Origin of the sequence: Azospirillum canadense, assembly GCF_025961225.1 — a bacterium.
Lineage (GTDB): Bacteria > Pseudomonadota > Alphaproteobacteria > Azospirillales > Azospirillaceae > Azospirillum > Azospirillum canadense.
On sequence record NZ_JAOQNG010000003.1, the window covers coordinates 568725 to 586966 of the forward strand.

Here is an 18242-nt window from a genome sequence, read left to right on the forward strand (position 1 = left end):
CGCTGCCACGCCGGCCAGATGCTGCTGGCGCGCGGCATCATTGCGCAGCAGCTCCTCCTGGCTAGCCAGGGCCTGTATCTGCTGCTCCCGGTCACGCCGGCGTCGCTCATACTCATCGAGCGGAATGACCGCCCGTAGATAGGCGTCGGTGAGCCGCTCGAGCTGCTGGCCGAGGTGGGCCTGGGCGCGGTGCAGCGTCTCGCGACGCGCGAGCAATTCCTGCGGCAGCCACGCCCCGCCATGGGCGCGTGCCACCGCGGCGGCGAGCGGTTCCGGTTCCCTCAGCAAGGCGCAGAGATCGTTCCAGACCACCTCGTCGAGCTGGTCAGCCGGGATAGAGCGAGCGGGGCAGCATGCCGCGCGGGACGCGCTGCTCCTTCGCCCCTTCCCGGTGCACAAATAGTAGGAGGTCCGGCCATTGGCCACCCGCGCCGTGCAGGCCATGCCGCAGCACCCGCAGCTCACCAGCACGCGCAAGAGGTACGGGTGGGCGGTGTTGTTCCGCCGCGCGAAGGAGCGGTTGGTGGCCAGCTTCGCCTGGACCTCGTCGAAGTGCGCTTGGCTGACCACGGCGGGGACCGGTCCGACCGGGACCCAGGTGTCGGCGGGTTGCGGCACCGCCGTGTCGTGTGACCGGCCGATGGGGTGCGTCGCCGAGCGCCGGTGCGTGGGTGGGCGGCAGCGCGTGCGTTGCGCATAAACCTGCCCGGTGTAAGTCGGGTTGCACAAAATCCCCCGGATCGTCGGGCCGGACCAGCACGGTTTGCCCGAGGGGGTGGGTACGCCGCGCGCATCGAGATGGCGGGCGAGGTCCATCAGCGAGGTGCCCGGCTCGCGGTATAGGGCAAACAGCTCGGCCACGACGGCGGCCTCGGCCGGCTCGAGGGTAACACCACGCGGGTCGCGCGGCCGGTCCGGGTGCAGGCGATAGCCGTAGGGCGGATACGTCCATGGCAGCAGCAGACCGGCGCGCAGCTTGGCCAGCCGGCCGCGGCGCATGCGTTCGGCAATCAGCGTCCGCTCGTACTCCGCCACCGCCCCGCGGATCTGCAGCAGCAGATGGTCATGAGGGTCATCGCTCATCGGCCGGTCCAGAAACTCGGCGATGCAGCCAAACCGGGCCCATTCCTCCAGCAACACCATCTGGTGCACGTCGTTGCGCGCCAGACGGTCCGGCGCGGTGACGAGCACGCGGTCACACTCGCGGCTCTTCACGGCGTCACGCAGGCGGTCGAGCCCCGGGCGCGCCAACGTGGCGCCGCTGTAGCCATCGTCGCGGAAGACATGGCCCGCACCCAGCCTTCGGCCGTGTGTGCGTGCACATGCGCGGTCAGGCGCTCGAATTGCTGCTCAATGGTCTGGTGGTCGACTTGGTGGCTGGTCGAGACGCGACCATAGATCGCTACGCGCATGACACACCTCCGGCCGGATCGGGGGCGCCCACGTCGGGGTTGGCGCCGGTGCGGTCATCGCCCACTGCAGAAGGAGTTGATCGGCCCGGTCCCAACGCTGCTGACTGGTTGGCGTCGACACACCGGTGCGCCGAACGCGCCAAGGACACCGCTTTTGCCGCCGCATCCTTCCCTCCTTGGTGAGTGACCTCACCGCAGAGGTAGGACACAACCGCCTCCCACCCGCCGCCCCGCACGTATGACAAGCTCAGCTGAAGATGCCCTGTGCGCGTCAGGCAGAACTTGTCATTTGTGATTAGACCATTGAGCGCTCCTTCAGCTGGATCACGCGCTACCGTCGATTGAACACTATTGTGGAGCGGACGAAGGAGCACCTCGTCACGTTCGTCGAGATCGTCTTCATCTCGATCCTCTCCAGGCGCCTGAAGCGGCTCGTTCCCCAGGAGGTCAGCGCGTGACTGCTACGAACAGCTTCTGAGTCACGCCAACCCGCAGGCTGTGCCCGGAGAACCGGTGGAGGATGCCGGCCTGAGCGGTGCGGTCGTTCAGGGTCGCTACGGCCGCGACGGTGGAGATGGGCGACACGCCTCGGCGATGGATGCCGACGAACAGCGTGTCGGCTGCTTCGGTGACGACCCGATGGCACTCCGGCTGTGTCGCATGGAGTGAAGTGGGCACGGACGAGCCATTGAATGGGGCTTTCCCTACGCGCGCCTACCTGTCTTTGCCAAGCTTGCGGACGGATCGCTCCGGCTCTGGTAAAAATTGGTTTTGCAATCGCAGCCCCGTGAATGAGGATGGGAAATGCTGAAGACGCTTGTGGTTGCCTTGCTGTTCGGCTTTACGCCGATGGCCGCCCACGCTGCCGCAACCGCCTGCCCGGAGCATTTTCTCGACGGCGAGCCGCCGCGCCTGGTGAACGAGAAGTTGGCCGCCAAGACGCGCGAGCTGTGCAACAGAGGGTTCGCGGAACTGCACTCTGGGATCACGCGCACCGCCCTGTGGTCGGCGGAACACCTGACCAAGGAGCGTCTGGAGCAGCAACGCGGTCTGGAGCGCAAGAACACCTTCCATGCCGACCCGCGCCTGCCGCCGGATGAACGCGCCGAACTGGCCGACTACATCCGCTCCGGCTACGACCGCGGCCACATGGCGCCGTCCGGGGACATGCCGGACGCCCAGTCGCAGGACGAGTCGTTCTCCCTGGCCAACATGGTCCCGCAGAACTCAAACAACAATCGTAACCTCTGGGAGGGCATCGAATCGGCCGTGCGCGACCTGACCCGCAAGGATGGCGAGGTCTATGTCGTCACGGGGCCGATCTTCCAGGGGCAGAACCTGCAGCGCATCGGTGGCCGCGTGCTGGTCCCGACCCACCTCTACAAGGCGATCTACGACAGCAAGCGGCGCCAAGCGGGGGCTTACCTGGTGACCAACGCCGAGGGCAACGAGTACCAGCGCGTCTCCATTGCTGACCTGGAAGAGGTCGCGGGCATCGATCCGTTTCCAAGTCTGCCACGCGCGGTCAAGTCGATGGCGATGGACCTGCCGCAGCCGCGGCCGCATGGCCGCTCCGGCGGCAAGAAGCAGACGGCCGAAGCGGAGCAGCCTTTCCAAGAAAAGGCTGTTCTTGAGTTCCTGAAGAAACTTCTGCATTGAGAGGGCAGCATGGCAAGCATCGATCCTTACCGCAATGACGCCGACGCCCTGGAGATTGGCGACTTGAAGGTTGAGAACGGGACCGACAAGGTCGCGATCTATGGCTCGGTGGACCTGACCCGAGACCGGCAGGGGCTCGCCCAGGCCAAAGCTCTGAAAGCCGTGCTGGACAAGGTCGTGAAGGTCCTGGAAGCTGATAAGAACCTTCCCGAGCGGATCGAGCCACCGAAGGCCCCGGACCAGGTAAAAAACCCGTTTTCCTGATTTTCTCAGGAGGCGCGAGGAAGCCATTGAGGCGTTCACCTTTGGGAATGCATCCGGGGCTACGTGGTGACGCGCTCAACAATCGGCCCTCGCTTGGAGGGCTGGAACTGGCGGCATGTGCGGCCATTCGGACCGCGTCCCCTCAATCGGCACCAGCGCCAACGCGTCCAACGCCAAGCCGCTGGTCGGCGGCCATCTGTCGCCGTCAACGCACGGCCCGTGTCGTGGAGGGGCAAGACTGCCCGATGGACGAGCGACTGCAGCGTGCGGCACACTGTGCGCCCATAGGAAAGCCTGGGAGAGGGTGAATTGGCCGATCGTTTGGATGCCGAGGCCCAGCGGAATGCGAAACGCTTGCTCAAGCCTCTTCTGGTGCAGGCGCAGGTCAAGGTGCGTTCCGGAGAACCTCCGGCGGCGGCTTTCGGTCCGGGTGCGGTTCCGGCTGCGATGTGGCCTTCCTTGAAGCGGTCGAACCTCGCGGGCGTCCACATCTACCACACTGGCACCGGATGGCAGGCGGACATCCTGCTCAAGACCTCGGCGCCCGGGGACGAAGCCATCATCGGCACCGACGCCGTCCAGGGGTGCTCGACGCGGGAGGAAGCCGTCGAGGCCGCGATCGACATGCTCGCCACCGTGATCCTGATCGAGACCGGCCAAGCGGCGCCCACAACCGAAGCTCAATCCGCGGAGGACCATCTCACCTTCGAACTGGAAGGGCTTCCGATTACGCTGGAGCCAAACTTCCATGAGGCGGTGCCGCAGACCGTGCGCGACATCCCGACCAGCGACGTCAAGCAGACCCTGATCCGGTATCTGTCCGCTGATTTTCCGAATGGCGTGACACGGGACGCCTTCGCCGCGCTGCCCTCAGAACGACGAGGCAGCTATGTGGGATTGGCGGCGGCCCTGCTGCAACGCGGCGTACTCGAATTTAGGCGCGAGCATGGCGCAACCGCCAAGTAGCCGGTGTGCTGACTTCACCTTCAACATATGGACCGGAGACCGCGGCCCGCCGTTCCGTTTTAGGCCTCGCTGTGGCTCATCCTGCACGATGTTGCTGGTTATGATCGCTGAACACGCGAGGGCTCGCCGCTCATTTTCCGAGCCCTATGGCAACCAGCAAGGAGGAACCCAAGTGTCCTTTTCCACGTCGGGCAGCATCCCCGTCGATCCCAAGCTGGAGGCCCGCCGCCGCTTGACCGACGCCATCGCCATGTACCTGCAGGTGTGTACGGAGTTGGCCGCCGCGACGGAACGCGCCACCGCAACGAGTGGCAGCATTGACACCGCAGCGCGGCGGAAGGCCTACCAGACGCTCAGCGAACTCGGCGACCAAGTCCGGTTGGCGCAGCGCCGACTGGTGACCGTGTCTCGGCAGGTCCGCCGCATCATGCCGGCCGTCGATATCGAGGATGTGGCGAAGAAGCTCGACAAGAGAGACACCCCCGAGAGTGCCGCTGTTCTCGTGAAGGCCGCCCTCGCCGGCTGATGCGAGCGGTGCTTGAACGAAGACGATTGTCCCAGGCGGCGAGAGGCCGCCCCGAGGTGGCCCATCCGTGAGTGCCGGGTGAACCCGGCACTCGCCGCTTCCCAAGCAAGCCGACCCTGGCCCGGTCGGGACTGGGGCACAGTCCCGTGACGTGGCCTATGGTCTCACCACTGGCGTGGTCCGCACCGGGCGTCCCTCGATGGGGTAGGCAGGGTCGTTGTAGCCTGGAGACGAAGGATGTCCGGGCGTCACCAGCCGGTCGATCAAGGCCTCGTCCTCGGCGGTGAAGGCGTAATCCAGCGCGCCGAGGTAAGCGCGCCATTGCTCGTCCGTGCGCGGCCCGGCGATCGGCGCGGTCACAAGGCGGTTGTTGAGCACCCAGGCAACAGCGAACTGTCCCGCTGTGATGCCGCGCGCGTCGGCATGGCTCTTGATTTCCTGGGCGATCTCCAGACTTTCCGGGCGCCATTCCGTGTTCATCATGCGCTGGTCCTTGCGGCCGGCGCGAGTATCGGGGGGCGGTTCGTCGCTGGGACGATACTTCGCGGTGAGCACGCCGCGGGCAAGGGGACTGTAGGGGACCACGCCCAAACCGAAGTGGCCACAGGCGGGCAGGATCTCGACCTCCGGCATGCGGTTGAGGGCGTTGTAATAGGGCTGGCAGGCCACCGGCCGGTCAACACCCAGACCGTCGCACAGACGGCAGATCTCGGCGATGCGCCAGGACCGGAAGTTGGACACGCCGAAGGCGCGGATCTTGCCGCTGCGGATCAGGTCGCCCAGCGCGGCAACGGTTTCCTCCAGCGGCGTGTCGGGGTCTTCGCGGTGCAGATAGTACAGGTCGATCCAATCCGTGCCAAAGCGCCGAAGGCTCGCGGCGCATGCCACGTTCAGCCGGCGCCGCGAGAGGCCGCGCTGGTTCGGGTCCGGTCCCGTCGGATTGCCGACCTTGGTTGCCACCACCCAGCGTTCACGATCGCCCTTCACGGCGCGGCCGACGATTTCCTCCGACCGGCCGTCGTTGTAGACGTCGGCGGTGTCGATGAAGTTGATGCCGGCCTCCGCGGCCTGCGCGATGATCCGCGCAGCCGTCGGCTCGTCGGTGGGGCCACCGAACATCATGGCGCCGAGGCACAGCGGCGACACCTTCACGCCACTGCGGCCGAGTTTGCGGTAGTCCATCCTTTTCACCCTCCCGTTCCGCTTTTTTGGGCGGCTCAGCCCGTCAGTTTGGCTGTGCGCGTGCGGAGATGATCATGGACATCCCGGACAGCATGTTGAATATGGTTTTCACGCGCGCAACCGGGTGCTGATGGTATCGGCATCGCTATGGACGTGACGGTCGTGCGTTGCTCTGGACCGAGGACCGCCCGGTGGCGCAGCAACCTATTCTCCATTTGCCTATCGGTTCTATCATTGGCCAAAGCAATTTGCTCGGAATGGCATTCTTTCGCCATGGGGTTTGGCGGAAGGGGATTTGTGTGAACGGGGACAGGAACAGCCTGTTGGGCATGGCATGAGCATGGGTGTCTGGGATTTCGGCGCGGCCGATGACGATTCGGTCGGGCGATTGGTGGATGGGCTTGGGCTGGCTTCCGGTGAGCGATCAGGCCAGGAGCGAGTTGTGCTTGAGCGTGTGATGGCTGAAGTCCGGCGACCGGGCGCGGACGGGCTGGTCTGGGCGGCGGTGGCACTGCGCCTGCTCGCCGGTGGCGCCGAGCCTTCGGCGATCGGAGACGTGGTGACCTGGAGGCGGGTGGTGGCGACCCTCGACCGGGCCGCGTGGTTTGCCGCGGCCGGCCCCGATGCGAAAGCGCTCTACGACGCGGTGATCGAACAGGTGTTAGCGGAACACGCCTGCACGGGCCTGCGGCCGACCATGAGCGAGGTCCTGGGCCGGATCGCCGCTCTGCCGGCACCCGTCATCGTCGCGGGGGTGCTGGAATTCACGTCGGGCTTTTTCGACAACGAGGAGAGCGCGGTGCTCGCCCCGGCTTTCGTGGAGGTGGTGGAGGCGCAAGCGGCAGCGCGGATGGGGGTAGGGGGCTCGCTGCGCTGAACTTTACTGTCTCCCGTTTCATCAGGCGTAGGGCGTCGTGCATAAGGACGGCGCGCATGTCTTACGAGAGAAGCCGCACTTTTCCGTGTTGCTGACTTGAGAGAATAATCGGGAACTCGACAACTTTCTCTTCGTTCGGTTAGCAGATCATTTTCCCTTGGAGATCGTTAATGCAAGGCAGTCGCGAGGACCGCATCCGGCATCGCGCCCATGAGATCTGGGAGCGTGAAGGACGTCCGGAGGGGCGGCACGAGGTTCATTGGGCGCAGGCCTGCGCGGAGATCGAGGCCGAGGAGCGCATGGCCGAAGCCGAGGTGGAAACGGTTGCGCTGGTGACCGCACCGGAGGCGCCCCGGCACCGTCGAGCCCGTGCAACCGAACCTGTCACCGGTGCCAAGCGCGGGAGTCGGGCGAAACCGGCGACGCAAGTGGCCGAAGCCGGCCCTGGCGAGGAGGCCTCGGTCAATGCTGTACCCGCGGCGGAAAAGCCAAAGGCCACACGTGTCCGTGCCCCGCAGAGAAAGCCGGTCAGGGAGGCGTCGATGACCGTCACGACTTCCAAGAAGAGGTCGAAAGCCGTCTGGACCCCGGCGGACATCAAGCCGGACAAGGCAGCATCCTCGACCAAGACACGCAAGGCGGCCACCCAGTTTGCCGGGGAGAATGGCGGCGATCAGCGCCAAGCCACCAAGGAAGGTGCCAAGCCCCAACGCACGCCCGCGGTTTGATGACGGTGGGGTAGGGTGATCCACCATCCGGTGGCCATTGAGGGCGCCCCTGGCCCGTGCCCGGTCAGTAGCGGGGTCGCGTTAGATCAGGCGAGTCTGTTCGAGTGGGTCGAGGAGATCGGGGCGGTCATTGCGCACATTGCCGACGTCGCGTGACACCGGCCACATGCGCATCTCCGGTGCCGGGTAGGGGCGCAGCAGAGACCTCAATGTTTCGTCCGATACCGGCTCCTCGCCGAGCCAAGCCGGCCATTGCGCGGATGGGAGGATCACCGGCATGCGGTCGTGCAACTCCGACAGTAGCGCATTGGCCGTGGTTGTGATGATGGTGAAGGTGCGCTCCCAAAGTCCGTCGGGGTTCTTCCAGGCTTCCCACAGCCCGGCCATGGCGAAGGGGCCGTTGTCAGTCGTCGTGATAGCGTATGGCTGCTTAACGTTTCCGGCTTGCTTCCATTCGTAGAAGGCGTCCGCGGGCACCAGGCAACGGCGCTTGTGGAACGCCGTCCGGAACGAAGCCTTTTCCGTCAGCGTCTCGCATCGGGCGTTGATCAGTTTGCTGCCGATCGTCGCGTCCTTGGCCCACACCGGCACCAAGCCCCAGCGCAGCAGATGCAGGTTGCGCTCACCAGTGTCCGGATTGAGGCGCACCACCGGCAAGTCCTGCAGCGGGGCCGCGTTGAAGCGGGCTGTGAGATTCGGCAAAGGACCAGCGACGCCGAAACGTTCGGCGATCAGGGATGGAGGGCTCTTGAGGGCAAAGCGTCCACACATGGGCGCATTGTAACCGCGATCCGTGGCCCGGCAAGAGCTGACGGAACCAACGTTGGGGGACCAGTACGAAGGGGAGCAGTGCCGACGGCGATGGAAAGCGAGCCGGCGACGGTTGGGGAAGGGACAAGCGTGCAGGAGCGTTTTGTGGACGGGCCGGCGCGGTATGGTGCGGGCGGCGGTGGGGCCGCCGCCCACGGGCTCCGCAAGCTGAGAGGGGGATCAACGCAGCTTTTGGTCCGGGTTTCCATATGGCCACCGAAGGAAGAGAAAGACAGCCCCGATCGTTGCCGATCCGCTCCCATCAACGCTGATCACGAGCACAGTGTCATGTCGCTTGCTGGACATGGCCCAGCGCCCAGAGGCTCTTGCGCACAGAGTCGGTGGCAGGTTAACTCGGAGGCTACAGGAACCCCTTTGGGGAACGCTGGGGTTCCGCCACGACTGGGGAAACTGGAAATGACCAAGTCCGATCTCATCGACGCCATCGCTGCCAAGCTGGGCGGCAGCAAGGCGGATGCCGGCAAGGCGCTGGACGCCGTGATCGACAGCCTGCAGGAAGCGCTCGTCAAGGGCGAAACGGTCAAGCTGCCCGGCTTCGGGCAGTTCGAGATTGCTGAGCGCGGTGCGCGCACCGGCCGCAACCCGCAGACTGGCGCCGAGATCAAGATCGCGGCCTCCAAGGCGCCGAAGTTCTCCGCCGGCAAGGCCCTCAAGGACGCCATCAACAACGGCAAGGCCGCGTAAGCCCAAAGCGTTCTGAATTGGCCGTGCCGGAGGAGGCAGAGATGCTCACTTCCGGCATGGTCCGGCGCCCACCCGCGGGGCACGAGGCCACAGGGGCATCGCTCCCTGACCTCCTTGGCGTCGGTCAGGGAGCGAAACGCTCATGCAGCTCCGGCGGCAGCGCTCCAAGGCTGAGCAGACGGCTCACGCGTAGAATGAGCATGGCGCTGACCATGTCCGTCAGCTCCCCCCGATCCACCATGCCGACCACCTCGGCGAAGGACAGGCGGCGCACGGCCAAGTCTTCCTGAGCGTCCGGTTCGGCACCATCATCGCAGTCCAGGCCTCACGCCACAAAGGGCGTCACGCGTTCGTCCGACAGCGCCACCGAGGTTTCCATCGGCGGCAGCGCAAGCCAACGGCGGGCGGCCAGCCGCGTTTCTTCGGCCAGTTCGCGGCGCGCTGCGGCCTCCGGCTCTTCGCCGGGCTCTCCGTTCCCTTTCGGAATTTCCCAAAGATAGCGGCGGAGAGGATAGCGGAACTGGCCGACCAAGCGCGTCCAACCGCGCCGGTCGATGGGCAGCACCGCCACGCCGTGATGCTTGACCCGCACCACGCCGTAGGTGGTCCGTTGCCCACCGGGATCGATGACCTCGTCCTCGACAACGCGCATCCAGCCGTTCTCAAAGGCGGTGCGTGAGCCCAGCGTTCGCCAGGGACTGCGCTCCTCGTGTTCGGACATGGCCTGCTCTCCTGCTGACGGCCGGAAGAATGTAGAGCGGCTGCGGCATGTCCCCACCGGACAGATGGTTCAGGCACGTGGGGCCTTTCGACCACCCCCAGGGTCAAGCCCCTCGCGTTGGAGGAACGACTGGGGCGTCAGAACGTCGAAGCTGAAGACCTCCTTGTGAGCCAGCAGATCGCCATCGCTGCTGACGGCCGGGCATCCGGTTGCCGCCCCCAGGGCCGCAAACTTCCGGTCATTGGGATCCGTATTGTACGCGAATGCGTCCGGCGCCACGGCGCGGGTGAACGCGCCCGCGTCGGCGAAGAGGTCGGACACGTCCGTCCAGTGCAGGCGCGGAATTCGGCCGAGCACGGCTTCTGCTTCGCGCCGCGTGGCCTCGGTCCAGATCAGTCGATACCGACCGTTTCGCACCGCCTCGACCACGCGGCCCGACGCGCTTTGTGGCCGGAAGCCGGCCGCCACAAAGACGTTTGTGTCCAGGATGACACCCTTCATGGCGGCGCCTGTGTCGCGAGACAACCGAACGTCGGAGGCAGCTTCGGCCGGTTCATGCACGGACTCCGTTTCCATCACCTTTGTGCCGTTGCCGTCCACCACCGTTGGGCTCCATTTGACCGGATCATCAGGGATGGTCATTCCTGCGATCACTGGCGTCCATGCGCGCGGCGTCCAGGATCGCCCTGGCCAGCGTGCGGGCGATGCAGTCATAGCCGAAGTCGGTCTGGTGCACACGGTCCGACCCGACCAGGTCGGACATGGAAACCTGCCGCTGCTGAAGCAATTCGTGCATCATGGCAAAGCGGCGAAACAGACCAACACCCTCATCGGCTGCGACCCGCGCGAGGCGCTGTTCCATCTCCTCGTAATGCGCCCTCTCCAGGATCGCCGGGGTGTATTGCAGGTCCATCAGGACGACGTCCATCCCGGCCGCCTTGAGCCTCTGCACGCCGCGGCGAATCACCACCTCGTTGACAGAGAGATCGATGTCGCGCAGCACGGCATTCGCGCCCACCTGCCAGATGACCAGATCGGGTTTCTCATCCAGAACGTCGCGCTGAAAGCGCTCCACCATGTCCGACGCGATCTGCCCGTTGATGCCTTTGTTGAGCACGGCGATGGGCGAAGTCTGCAAGCGTTGGTGCAGGTAGCCGGCGAGACGAGCGGGGTAGGGGTGCGCGAGATCGCTGGCGCCGGCGCCGGCTGTCGAGGAGGAGCCGATGGCCACGATGCGCAGCGGCTCGTCTTTGGCCAGGCGCTGGGCCACATGCGGCAGCCGCGTGCCGAGGGTGACGTCTTGATCCGGAACGTCGCACGCGGGTGAGCCGCCGCTCGGCGCGCTGGCCGCTGCGCGGGCCAGCAGCAGGATGACCAAACATGGAACGAGCGGGCCGGTGATCATGATGGAGCCAGAAGGGCGAACAGGGTGATCTTCGACGTCAACCGCACCATCGGTGCGTCGTTCCGAGGAAGGGTAGGGGCAGGACGCTTCGACAGCGGAGGCACTCATAAGAACGGCGGCCGTATCAGCCGCCGAAGTCAGCGTGGGAAGAAATGAAGCCGGCCCTACGCTGCCTGCCCCAGGCGCGGGGCTGACGCGAACGCCCTGTGACTGGGCGGCCTACTCCACAGGAGGAGTTTGGTTTGCTCGGACTGGCCGCGCACCCGCGTCATGACGACAAAAATGCTACCAACGCACACCGGCGTCAGGCAATCGCGCCATCGGCTGTTTCGATGTCCCAGACCGACGCCCTCCATTGTGACAAGCACGCATCTCGCGACGACGGCCGTCGTGCGGTGTTAACCGGACAAGGGAGAAATGGAGGCGGCCACGCGGGCCGCCGAAATTTTGTCGATCATCACTTGACAGGATGGACGACCAGCCCATCATAACGCTGGGCGCTCCCAAGCAATAGACACAAGGTCCTGCGAAACCATGACCGTTGCACTGCCTGGCACTCAGGAGCCAAGCACGTCGGCGATCATCCTGGCACACCGGCAGTCCGGCCACTGTTTGAGGCAACGGTGCGTGTCCGGACACAGCTCGTTCTCGATCCGCGCCAGCTTCGCCATCAAACGTGCCTTCTGTTCGGCGGAGACGACGTCTGCACCGCGAACCGTCGCAATGGCGTCGCGCATCATCTCCTTGGTGACGGGTGGCACGGGTTCCTCCATGCTCCGAGGATCGCCCAACATACTCCGATATGCCTCCACCATGATGTCCGGGCTGCAACAACAGCTAAAAATGGTCCGACCGAAGGCTGGCGACCACGCAAGAGGAAGCGTGCCCTTGGCGCTCCCGGGGCCTCACACAGCCCGCTGTCGGCGCAGCCTTAAGCATGGTTTTCAGAACTCAACGAGGCGAGCCGCGACGACAAAGATGCAGGCTGCGGTGAGCAGCGCATCGACGATGATGCCCAACTTGTCATGGCGGCGATCCAGGCGTTTGTTGGCGAGCAACCAAACACAGGCGTGCTCGACGATGCAGCGGACTTTCCCGAGCCCAGAGCCATGTGGCTCGCCGATTTTACGGATGATGGGCTGGATGCCCTCGCGCAAGCAGAGCCAACGATTGTCGGCGCTGTCGTACCCGGCGTCACCATACAGCCGAGCGATGCTGGCGCAGACCACCATGGCCAACCGGAGCAGGTCGGGGAAGAGCCGGGTGTCGTGAACGTTGGCCGCGGAGGGCAACGTCGCCAGCGGAAGCCCATCCGTCGAAACGACCACGTGGTACTTGGTGCCCAGCTTGCCGCGGTCGGTGGGGTTCGGGCCGGTCAAGGCGCCGCCCCGTTTCGCGCGCACCGAGCAACTATCCACAACGACATCCCATGCCTGTGCGGCTTCCGGACCCGAGCGCACCATGCGGATCAGCACGGCGTGGACACGGCGCAAGAGGGCCGTTGCGATCGCGTCCCACCGCGTGGTGTCTGAGGCGTGAGGCTGGCCCGCCGGAGCGCTCCCCCATAGCTGGCGCAGGCGGGCCGGCCGTTCGGGAGCGGCGGTCACCGTGTTCTTCGGCTAAGTTGAGGTTGCTTAACGACCATCAACCAAGACGGAGACCACGATGACCGAGGACAGGATCGCTCTTCAGGAGCTGATTGGGAAGAGCGCCGATGCCGACTTTCTGCGCGAGATGGTCGGCTTCGCCGCCCAGCGCCTGATGGAGCTGGAGGTGGAGAGCCTGTGCGGCGCCGGGTATGGCGAACGCAGCGAGGACCGCCAGACCAAGCGCAACGGCTACCGGGAGCGGACCTGGGAGACGCGCGCCGGGGCCATCGACCTGCGCATCCCCAAGCTGCGGCGCGGCTCCTACTTCCCGGCCTTCCTGGAGCCGCGCCGCACCGCGGAGAAGGCGCTAATCGCGGTGATTCAGGAGGCCTACGTGCAGGGCATCTCGACGCGCAACGTCGATGATCTGGTCAAGGCGATGGGCATGACCGGCATCTCCAAGAGCCAGGTCAGCCGCCTGTGCCAGGACATCGACGAGCGCGTGCAGGCGTTCCTGAACCGGCCGCTGGAAGGCGACTGGCCCTTTGTGTGGCTGGATGCGACCTACGTGAAAGTGCGCCAGGACGGCCGCATCGTCTCGCTCGCCGCCATACTGGCCATCGGCGTCAACAGCGATGGCCGGCGCGAGGTGCTGGGGCTCGGCCTCGGGCTGTCGGAAGCCGAGACCTTCTGGACCGATTTCCTGCGCACCCTCACCCGCCGGGGCCTACGCGGCGTAAAGCTGGTGATCGCCGATGCGCATCTCGGGCTGAAGGCCGCCGCTTCCAAGGTGCTGGGCGCCACACTTCAACGCTGTCGTGTTCATTGCATGAGGAATCTCCTCGCCTGCGTCGGCAAGGCGCACCAGACGATGGTCGCGGCCACCATTCGCACCGCCTTTGCCCAGGAGACCGCTGAGGCGGCGCATGAGCAGTGGCGCCGGGTGGCCGACAGCCTGCGGCCGCGCTTTTCCAAGCTGGCGGCGCTGATGGACGAGGCGGAGTTCGACGTGCTGGCCTACATGAAGTACCCCAAGGACCTGCGCACCAAATTGCACAGCACGAATCCTCTGGAGCGGCTGAATGGCGAGATCAAGCGGCGCACCAACGTCGTCGGCATCTTCCCTGGCGAAGGGGCGGTTGTGCGCCTCGTCGGCGCCTTGCTGCTGGAGCAGCATGATGAATGGGCGGTGGCCCGGCGCTACATGACCATGGAAAGCCTGGCCGAGCTGTGCCACCCTCACACCCCTGATCCGCTGTCCATCGCAGCGGAGTAGACCGGCGGCCTCAACCCGCCGAAGAGCACAGAGGCCCCCTCAGACACCACGCCTCGGGGCACGATCGCCGTTGCACTCCATTCCGTCAGACGACGGCGCAACGTTGATCCGGAGGCGCGATCCGGTGAGGCCCGAAGTTCCCGCCACTGCACGCCTTCGCGCAGAAAGAAGCGCAGCGTCTCAAGGATGGCGTTGGTCGGCACCGGAGGCCGACCCGTTCCCGTGACGGCCCATTCCATCTGGTCAACGATGCCTGCCACCAGTTCCACCGCTGTTGGTCCCATCCCAGCCTCCTCATGCCAGAGGCAGGGGAACTGGTGCGAGATCAGGAATGGCGGAAGTTCAAGAGCACGGGAATGTGACCAAGCATGGACCGGCATGTTCCCCTTTTCCTAAACCAGAACGCTGGATTAGCTACTTGGCCCTGTCCTGCTTCCTTCCCTGCACCGAGACCTTGGTTCGCAGTATTGCGTGCAGTTGGGATGGTGAAATCGGCTTGTGGGCCAACGAAATGTCCTCAGCCGCCGCTTCAGCGGTGCTTTCGCGCGTGGTTTCGCCTGTCAGCAGGATGGCCGGGATCGCCGTGCTGAAGTGCGTCCGAATGGCGCGGATCACGTCGATCCCGGTCCTGCCCTCGGGAAGGCGGTAGTCGGAAATGATCAAATCCGGCACCCGCTGACTTCCCTGGAGCGCAGCAAGCGCCTGCGAGCCGGATGCGGCGTCGAGGACGGTGTAGTCCCAGGATCCGATCAACATCTTAAGCCCATGCCGCACCAGGTCCTCGTCGTCAATGACGATCACTAGCTCGCCTTCTCCCTGCGCAATCGGGATGACGTCAGCCTCCACATGCCGGGAGGCCAAGGTAGCTGTCTTCGGCACGGTGATGCAGAACGTCGAGCCTTCGCCGGGCGCCGAACTCACTTCGACCGGGTGCCCCAGCAGTTTGGAAAGACGCCGCACGATCGCCAAGCCCAGCCCAAGCCCCTGGCTGCGATCCCGGTGCGCATTGCCGATCTGGAGGAACTCTTCGAAAATGTCATTCACCTTGTCGGGCGGGATGCCGATCCCAGTGTCCTGGACTTTGATGCGCAGGGCATCGCCGACGGCGCCCCAGGTCAGCAGCACGCTTCCGGCTTCCGTGTAGCGGATCGCGTTCTGGCACAGGTTCCGCAGCATGCGGCCAAGCAGGGCCGGGTCACTCCGCACCGTGGCGTTCGACACTGTGACGTGCCAGTCGAGCCCCTTGGCTTCAGCGATTGGCTTGTACTCGGCGTCGATCTGTTCCAGCAGAGTGGAAATCGGAAAATCACTGATCTCCGGCTCGACCGCACCGGTGTCGAGGCGGGAAATGTCGAGCAGGCCGTCAAGCAGCGACTTCAACGCTGCGACGGCCTCGGTGGCGTGTGCGAGGGTCTTCTCCGCCCCTGGCTTGACGCGGCCTTCCAGCGCCGACAGCAGGAAAAACAGCGACTGGACGGGTTGGCGCAGGTCGTGGCTCGCCGCCGCCAGGAAGTGAGACTTGGTCCGGTTCGCGTCCTCAGCCGCGCGGCGCGCCTGCTCGGCATGGTCGCGCGCCACCCGCAGTTGCTCCTCGGCGCGAGCGCGTTCGATCGCCGACCACAGACGCTCGCCAGTCTCCTCGACGATCGCGACCTCCGTCGGCGTCCAGGCCCGCGGCTCGGGATGGTGGATGAACAGCATGGCCACCATGCGCCCGTCCTTCACCAGAGGCACGTCAAGAATGCTGCGCGTGGAAATGAGTTCGAATGAGGCAACCACCTCAGGCGCGCAGATCCGCGCGTCCTCACGGATATCCGGGATAACAATGGTCTTGCCGCGCTCCATCCCGGCGATGAACGCGGGTCCAAAATTGTCCATGCGCCAGGTGCCCACAACGGACGCGATGCGCCCGTCGTTCCAGTCGCGGTGCACCGTCACGTGGGCCTGGGCCTCGTCGATCTCGCCGTATCCAACCTGCGCCACCTCAAGGAACGCGCCCAGTGTCGCCATGGCCGTGTCGATCATAGCCTGTGGATCGGCCAAGTCGCGCAACGCTTCGTTCAGCTTGAACAGATAGGACTGACGGCGCTCCGCCAGCTTGCGCTCGGAGATCTCAAGGATGAACTCCACCGCCTCGCCTTCTTCGAGCAGGCGTGGGGCGAACAGGCCCCACCAGCGCGAGCCGTCCTTGCGGAAGTATTCCTTCTCATAGGGCGTCGCACGCCCCCTGGTCGTCAGTTCGGTGAACGCGCGCCAACTCGCCGCCATGTGCTCGGGCGGGGTCAGCTCTTGCTAGTTCAGCCGACCGGCCGCCACGTCCTCGCGTGAAAATCCGGAGAAGGTCAGGAAAGCGGTGTTGGCTTCCTTGATCGTCCCAGCCGGGTCAAAGAAGATGACGCCGACCGTTTGGGTTTCCATGGCGCGGCGGAGACGCTGCTCACTCCGGCGCGACGCCTCTTCGGCCAGCTTGCGGTCGTGGATGTCCTCCGTGGTGCCATACCAGCGCAGAATGGTTCCCGTGCCGTCGCGCCGTGGAACGGCGCGGGATCGCATCCAGCGAAAGCTTCCGTCGGTGAGACGGACGCGGTGCGCTGTATCATAAGGGGCTCCGGTTTGGACGGATGCCGTCCATGCCTGAAGCATCGCGGGCAGATCCTCGGGATGGATCACGCGCGCCCATCCATCGCCGAGTGGCTCCTCGGGGCTTTGGCCGGTGAGCGTGAGCCAGCGTTTGCTGAACGTCTCGATCAGGCCCTGCGCATCTGCGGTCCACGGCACCTGTGGGTTCAGTTCAACGGTGTGGCGGTAATGATCCTCGCTCCGGCGCAACGCCGTCTCGGCGGCCCGTCGAGCGGTGATGTCATGCACTTGAATGAGGCAACAGGGGCCGGAGCTGTCCTCGTAACGGCTGACCAGCACGTTGTGGCGAAGCTTCCGGCCGTCGGGGCAGCGCAGGGGAAACACCTCGCCATTGAGGGTCTCGGTGAGCGTGGTCGGCACGCCGAGGGCAAGCGCCTGCTCGATGGCTTCTCTCAGCCGCGTGTTTCCGCAGGGGGGGAACACAGTATCGAACCTTCGGGCGACGACCGTTTCCGGCGGCAGGCCGGACGCTCTGGCCATCCACGCGTTCCAATGCCGGATCTGTCGCTGCTGATCGAGGACGACAACGCCGACGTCGAGCGCGTCGAGCATGCGCGAGGACAGAGGAAACACGCGTGGGCTTGGCATCGGCGGCTTTCAAACAACCAGCGAGGGGAGACCGTGATTTAGTCGTTTCGAGTTGATCAAACCATTGACCATTTGGCCATTGGGTTCGCTGGTAGCCCTGGGAGCCGGAGATAAACCCAGCAGCATTCTGGGTTGGCTCGCGTCTGGCGCTTTCGCAGACTCCGAACAACGCCAACTACAAACGGGTTCATAAAATTCCTTCGAAAACCGCCCAGAGCGACATCGCCGACACCAATCGGTGGTCAGCAGAGTGCAGGCGACGAAGCCATTACCACCATTCCGGAGTTCTGAAAACCGTGCTTAAACCATGAGAGCGGCGGCTCCCGAAGCCGCATCGCGTAACGAGAGCCGCCAAGCTTCTGTTCATTTCGGTTTCGGCACCGTGTTGTTCACCCCGGCGGGAACATTGTCGATCACCAGCAGCCTGAGGGGACCTGATCCCGTGTTGCTGCCGGTATGCCAGACATCGACCGCCTCAACGACAAAGCTGCCCGCTGGATAGGTATGGGGCTGCCCGCCCTCCTCGGTAACCGTGAATGTTCCCTCCAGAACGTAGATGCTACGAGGATAAGGGTGCTTGTGCACTGGGGTCGTGGTGCCGGGTTGAATATCAGTTGTTGCGGCAACAATCTCAACGGTGCCGCCCGGATACTTGATCTCCTGACCTCCCGCATTCTTTGCTGACCGGAAGAACTCTTTGGTTTTGATGGGGCCCTCTTGAGCGAAGACCGATACCGTCCCGGCGCATGCCAAGACTGTCAGGGCGACGATTAGCTTTCGCATTTCGGCCTCCCTTCATTTGATTGGAAAGGTGATTATGCGCCCACCACACGCTTGCAGTGCGGCTATTACGTATAGCTGGCTAAGCCAATCATTTTGATGGGCCCGACGTAT

The 18242-nt window shown here is 64.9% G+C and carries 21 protein-coding genes and 2 pseudogenes; 9 read left to right on the forward strand and 14 right to left on the reverse strand.

Annotation, left to right across the window (positions count from 1 at the left end):
• Positions 1-306 precede the first annotated feature (306 nt).
• From M2351_RS45195 to M2351_RS20860, 3 genes and pseudogenes are all read right to left on the reverse strand, one after another.
• Positions 307-1251 (reverse strand): annotated as a pseudogene (locus tag M2351_RS45195) (recombinase family protein); the annotation flags it as partial.
• The gene (locus M2351_RS20855) at positions 1212-1412 is read right to left on the reverse strand and encodes a hypothetical protein (RefSeq protein WP_264657535.1); all 201 of its coding nucleotides are present in this window, start codon (positions 1410-1412) and stop codon (positions 1212-1214) included. The pseudogene M2351_RS45195 and the gene M2351_RS20855, both read right to left, overlap by 40 nt.
• Before the next feature lie 447 nt (positions 1413-1859).
• A complete protein-coding gene (locus M2351_RS20860) occupies positions 1860-2090 on the reverse strand; it encodes a site-specific integrase (RefSeq protein ID WP_264657974.1) in 231 nt (76 codons plus the stop codon).
• Positions 2091-2216: 126 nt separating this feature from the next.
• Here M2351_RS20860 and M2351_RS20865 point away from each other — a divergent pair, with 126 nt between their 5' ends.
• The 4 genes from M2351_RS20865 (at position 2217) to M2351_RS20880 (ending at position 4827) form a co-directional block, all read left to right on the forward strand.
• Positions 2217-3071, forward strand: coding sequence for a DNA/RNA non-specific endonuclease (locus tag M2351_RS20865; protein ID WP_264657975.1), 855 nt, complete (start codon positions 2217-2219; stop codon positions 3069-3071).
• 9 nt (positions 3072-3080) lie between these two features.
• Positions 3081-3335, forward strand: a complete 255-nt coding sequence (locus M2351_RS20870) for a hypothetical protein (protein ID WP_264657976.1) — start codon at positions 3081-3083, stop codon at positions 3333-3335.
• A 309-nt stretch (positions 3336-3644) separates the two neighbouring features.
• The gene (locus M2351_RS20875) at positions 3645-4301 is read left to right on the forward strand and encodes a hypothetical protein (RefSeq protein WP_264657977.1); all 657 of its coding nucleotides are present in this window, start codon (positions 3645-3647) and stop codon (positions 4299-4301) included.
• A 172-nt stretch (positions 4302-4473) separates the two neighbouring features.
• Complete coding sequence (locus tag M2351_RS20880; RefSeq protein WP_264657978.1) at positions 4474-4827, forward strand: hypothetical protein; 354 nt, start codon at positions 4474-4476, stop codon at positions 4825-4827.
• Positions 4828-4983: 156 nt separating this feature from the next.
• On the opposite strand, the gene M2351_RS20885 is transcribed toward M2351_RS20880, so the two are convergent.
• Positions 4984-6009 (reverse strand): aldo/keto reductase, encoded by a 1026-nt coding sequence (locus tag M2351_RS20885; RefSeq protein WP_264657979.1) that lies wholly within the window; start codon positions 6007-6009, stop codon positions 4984-4986.
• A gap of 334 nt (positions 6010-6343) precedes the next feature.
• Between M2351_RS20885 and M2351_RS20890 the strand changes: the two genes are divergently transcribed.
• The 3 genes and pseudogenes from M2351_RS20890 (at position 6344) to M2351_RS20895 (ending at position 7614) form a co-directional block, all read left to right on the forward strand.
• Positions 6344-6886, forward strand: a complete 543-nt coding sequence (locus tag M2351_RS20890) for a hypothetical protein (protein ID WP_264657980.1) — start codon at positions 6344-6346, stop codon at positions 6884-6886.
• A gap of 170 nt (positions 6887-7056) precedes the next feature.
• A pseudogene (locus tag M2351_RS45200) lies at positions 7057-7164 on the forward strand (DUF2934 domain-containing protein); the annotation flags it as partial.
• 21 nt (positions 7165-7185) lie between these two features.
• On the forward strand, positions 7186-7614 hold the full coding sequence (locus M2351_RS20895; protein ID WP_406567425.1) for a hypothetical protein: 429 nt from the start codon (positions 7186-7188) through the stop codon (positions 7612-7614).
• An 81-nt stretch (positions 7615-7695) separates the two neighbouring features.
• Here the strand turns inward: M2351_RS20895 and M2351_RS20900 are convergent, their stop codons facing one another.
• Complete coding sequence (locus M2351_RS20900; RefSeq protein WP_264657982.1) at positions 7696-8385, reverse strand: SOS response-associated peptidase; 690 nt, start codon at positions 8383-8385, stop codon at positions 7696-7698.
• Positions 8386-8841: 456 nt separating this feature from the next.
• On the opposite strand from M2351_RS20900, the gene M2351_RS20905 reads away from it, so the two are divergent.
• Positions 8842-9129: an HU family DNA-binding protein gene (locus M2351_RS20905; protein ID WP_264657983.1), complete on the forward strand. Its 288-nt coding sequence runs from the start codon at positions 8842-8844 to the stop codon at positions 9127-9129.
• A gap of 124 nt (positions 9130-9253) precedes the next feature.
• Here M2351_RS20905 and M2351_RS20910 read toward each other — a convergent pair whose 3' ends face one another.
• From M2351_RS20910 to M2351_RS20935, 6 genes are all read right to left on the reverse strand, one after another.
• Entirely contained in the window at positions 9254-9403 is a 150-nt protein-coding gene (locus tag M2351_RS20910) for an NUDIX hydrolase (RefSeq protein ID WP_264657984.1), read from the reverse strand.
• Between the two features lie 51 nt (positions 9404-9454).
• Positions 9455-9850, reverse strand: a complete 396-nt coding sequence (locus M2351_RS20915) for an NUDIX domain-containing protein (protein WP_264657985.1) — start codon at positions 9848-9850, stop codon at positions 9455-9457.
• A gap of 69 nt (positions 9851-9919) precedes the next feature.
• Entirely contained in the window at positions 9920-10492 is a 573-nt protein-coding gene (locus M2351_RS20920; RefSeq protein ID WP_264657986.1) for a PIN domain-containing protein, read from the reverse strand.
• The gene (locus tag M2351_RS20925) at positions 10479-11255 is read right to left on the reverse strand and encodes an SGNH/GDSL hydrolase family protein (RefSeq protein WP_264657987.1); all 777 of its coding nucleotides are present in this window, start codon (positions 11253-11255) and stop codon (positions 10479-10481) included. Before M2351_RS20925 ends, M2351_RS20920 begins: the two co-directional genes overlap by 14 nt.
• Before the next feature lie 557 nt (positions 11256-11812).
• Positions 11813-12016, reverse strand: a complete 204-nt coding sequence (locus M2351_RS20930; RefSeq protein ID WP_264657988.1) for a hypothetical protein — start codon at positions 12014-12016, stop codon at positions 11813-11815.
• 183 nt (positions 12017-12199) lie between these two features.
• Positions 12200-12862, reverse strand: a complete 663-nt coding sequence (locus M2351_RS20935) for a transposase (RefSeq protein ID WP_406567418.1) — start codon at positions 12860-12862, stop codon at positions 12200-12202.
• Positions 12863-12920: 58 nt separating this feature from the next.
• On the opposite strand from M2351_RS20935, the gene M2351_RS20940 reads away from it, so the two are divergent.
• Positions 12921-14120: an IS256 family transposase gene (locus M2351_RS20940; protein ID WP_264654291.1), complete on the forward strand. Its 1200-nt coding sequence runs from the start codon at positions 12921-12923 to the stop codon at positions 14118-14120.
• A gap of 414 nt (positions 14121-14534) precedes the next feature.
• On the opposite strand, the gene M2351_RS20945 is transcribed toward M2351_RS20940, so the two are convergent.
• The 3 genes from M2351_RS20945 to M2351_RS20955 form a co-directional block, all read right to left on the reverse strand.
• Positions 14535-16388: a PAS domain-containing hybrid sensor histidine kinase/response regulator gene (locus M2351_RS20945; RefSeq protein WP_264657989.1), complete on the reverse strand. Its 1854-nt coding sequence runs from the start codon at positions 16386-16388 to the stop codon at positions 14535-14537.
• Positions 16389-16412: 24 nt separating this feature from the next.
• Positions 16413-17312: a PAS domain-containing protein gene (locus M2351_RS20950; RefSeq protein ID WP_264657990.1), complete on the reverse strand. Its 900-nt coding sequence runs from the start codon at positions 17310-17312 to the stop codon at positions 16413-16415.
• A 399-nt stretch (positions 17313-17711) separates the two neighbouring features.
• A complete protein-coding gene (locus M2351_RS20955; RefSeq protein ID WP_264657991.1) occupies positions 17712-18131 on the reverse strand; it encodes a cupin domain-containing protein in 420 nt (139 codons plus the stop codon).
• Positions 18132-18242 lie beyond the last annotated feature (111 nt).

Bases quoted from the DNA above. Each gene is read 5' to 3' on its own strand.
- M2351_RS20890 (WP_264657980.1), top strand. From the start codon at position 6,344: ATGAGCATGGGTGTCTGGGATTTCGGCGCGGCCGATGACGATTCGGTC.
- M2351_RS20920 (WP_264657986.1), bottom strand. From the start codon at position 10,492: ATGACCATCCCTGATGATCCGGTCAAATGGAGCCCAACGGTGGTGGAC.
- M2351_RS20925 (WP_264657987.1), bottom strand. From the start codon at position 11,255: ATGATCACCGGCCCGCTCGTTCCATGTTTGGTCATCCTGCTGCTGGCC.
- M2351_RS20900 (WP_264657982.1), bottom strand. From the start codon at position 8,385: ATGTGTGGACGCTTTGCCCTCAAGAGCCCTCCATCCCTGATCGCCGAA.
- M2351_RS20945 (WP_264657989.1), bottom strand. From the start codon at position 16,388: ATGGCGGCGAGTTGGCGCGCGTTCACCGAACTGACGACCAGGGGGCGT.
- M2351_RS20955 (WP_264657991.1), bottom strand. From the start codon at position 18,131: ATGCGAAAGCTAATCGTCGCCCTGACAGTCTTGGCATGCGCCGGGACG.
- M2351_RS20870 (WP_264657976.1), top strand. From the start codon at position 3,081: ATGGCAAGCATCGATCCTTACCGCAATGACGCCGACGCCCTGGAGATT.
- M2351_RS20895 (WP_406567425.1), top strand. From the start codon at position 7,186: ATGGCCGAAGCCGAGGTGGAAACGGTTGCGCTGGTGACCGCACCGGAG.
- M2351_RS20940 (WP_264654291.1), top strand. From the start codon at position 12,921: ATGACCGAGGACAGGATCGCTCTTCAGGAGCTGATTGGGAAGAGCGCC.
- M2351_RS20950 (WP_264657990.1), bottom strand. From the start codon at position 17,312: ATGCTCGACGCGCTCGACGTCGGCGTTGTCGTCCTCGATCAGCAGCGA.
- M2351_RS20905 (WP_264657983.1), top strand. From the start codon at position 8,842: ATGACCAAGTCCGATCTCATCGACGCCATCGCTGCCAAGCTGGGCGGC.
- M2351_RS20865 (WP_264657975.1), top strand. From the start codon at position 2,217: ATGCTGAAGACGCTTGTGGTTGCCTTGCTGTTCGGCTTTACGCCGATG.
- M2351_RS20915 (WP_264657985.1), bottom strand. From the start codon at position 9,850: ATGTCCGAACACGAGGAGCGCAGTCCCTGGCGAACGCTGGGCTCACGC.
- M2351_RS20855 (WP_264657535.1), bottom strand. From the start codon at position 1,412: ATGCGCGTAGCGATCTATGGTCGCGTCTCGACCAGCCACCAAGTCGAC.
- M2351_RS20885 (WP_264657979.1), bottom strand. From the start codon at position 6,009: ATGGACTACCGCAAACTCGGCCGCAGTGGCGTGAAGGTGTCGCCGCTG.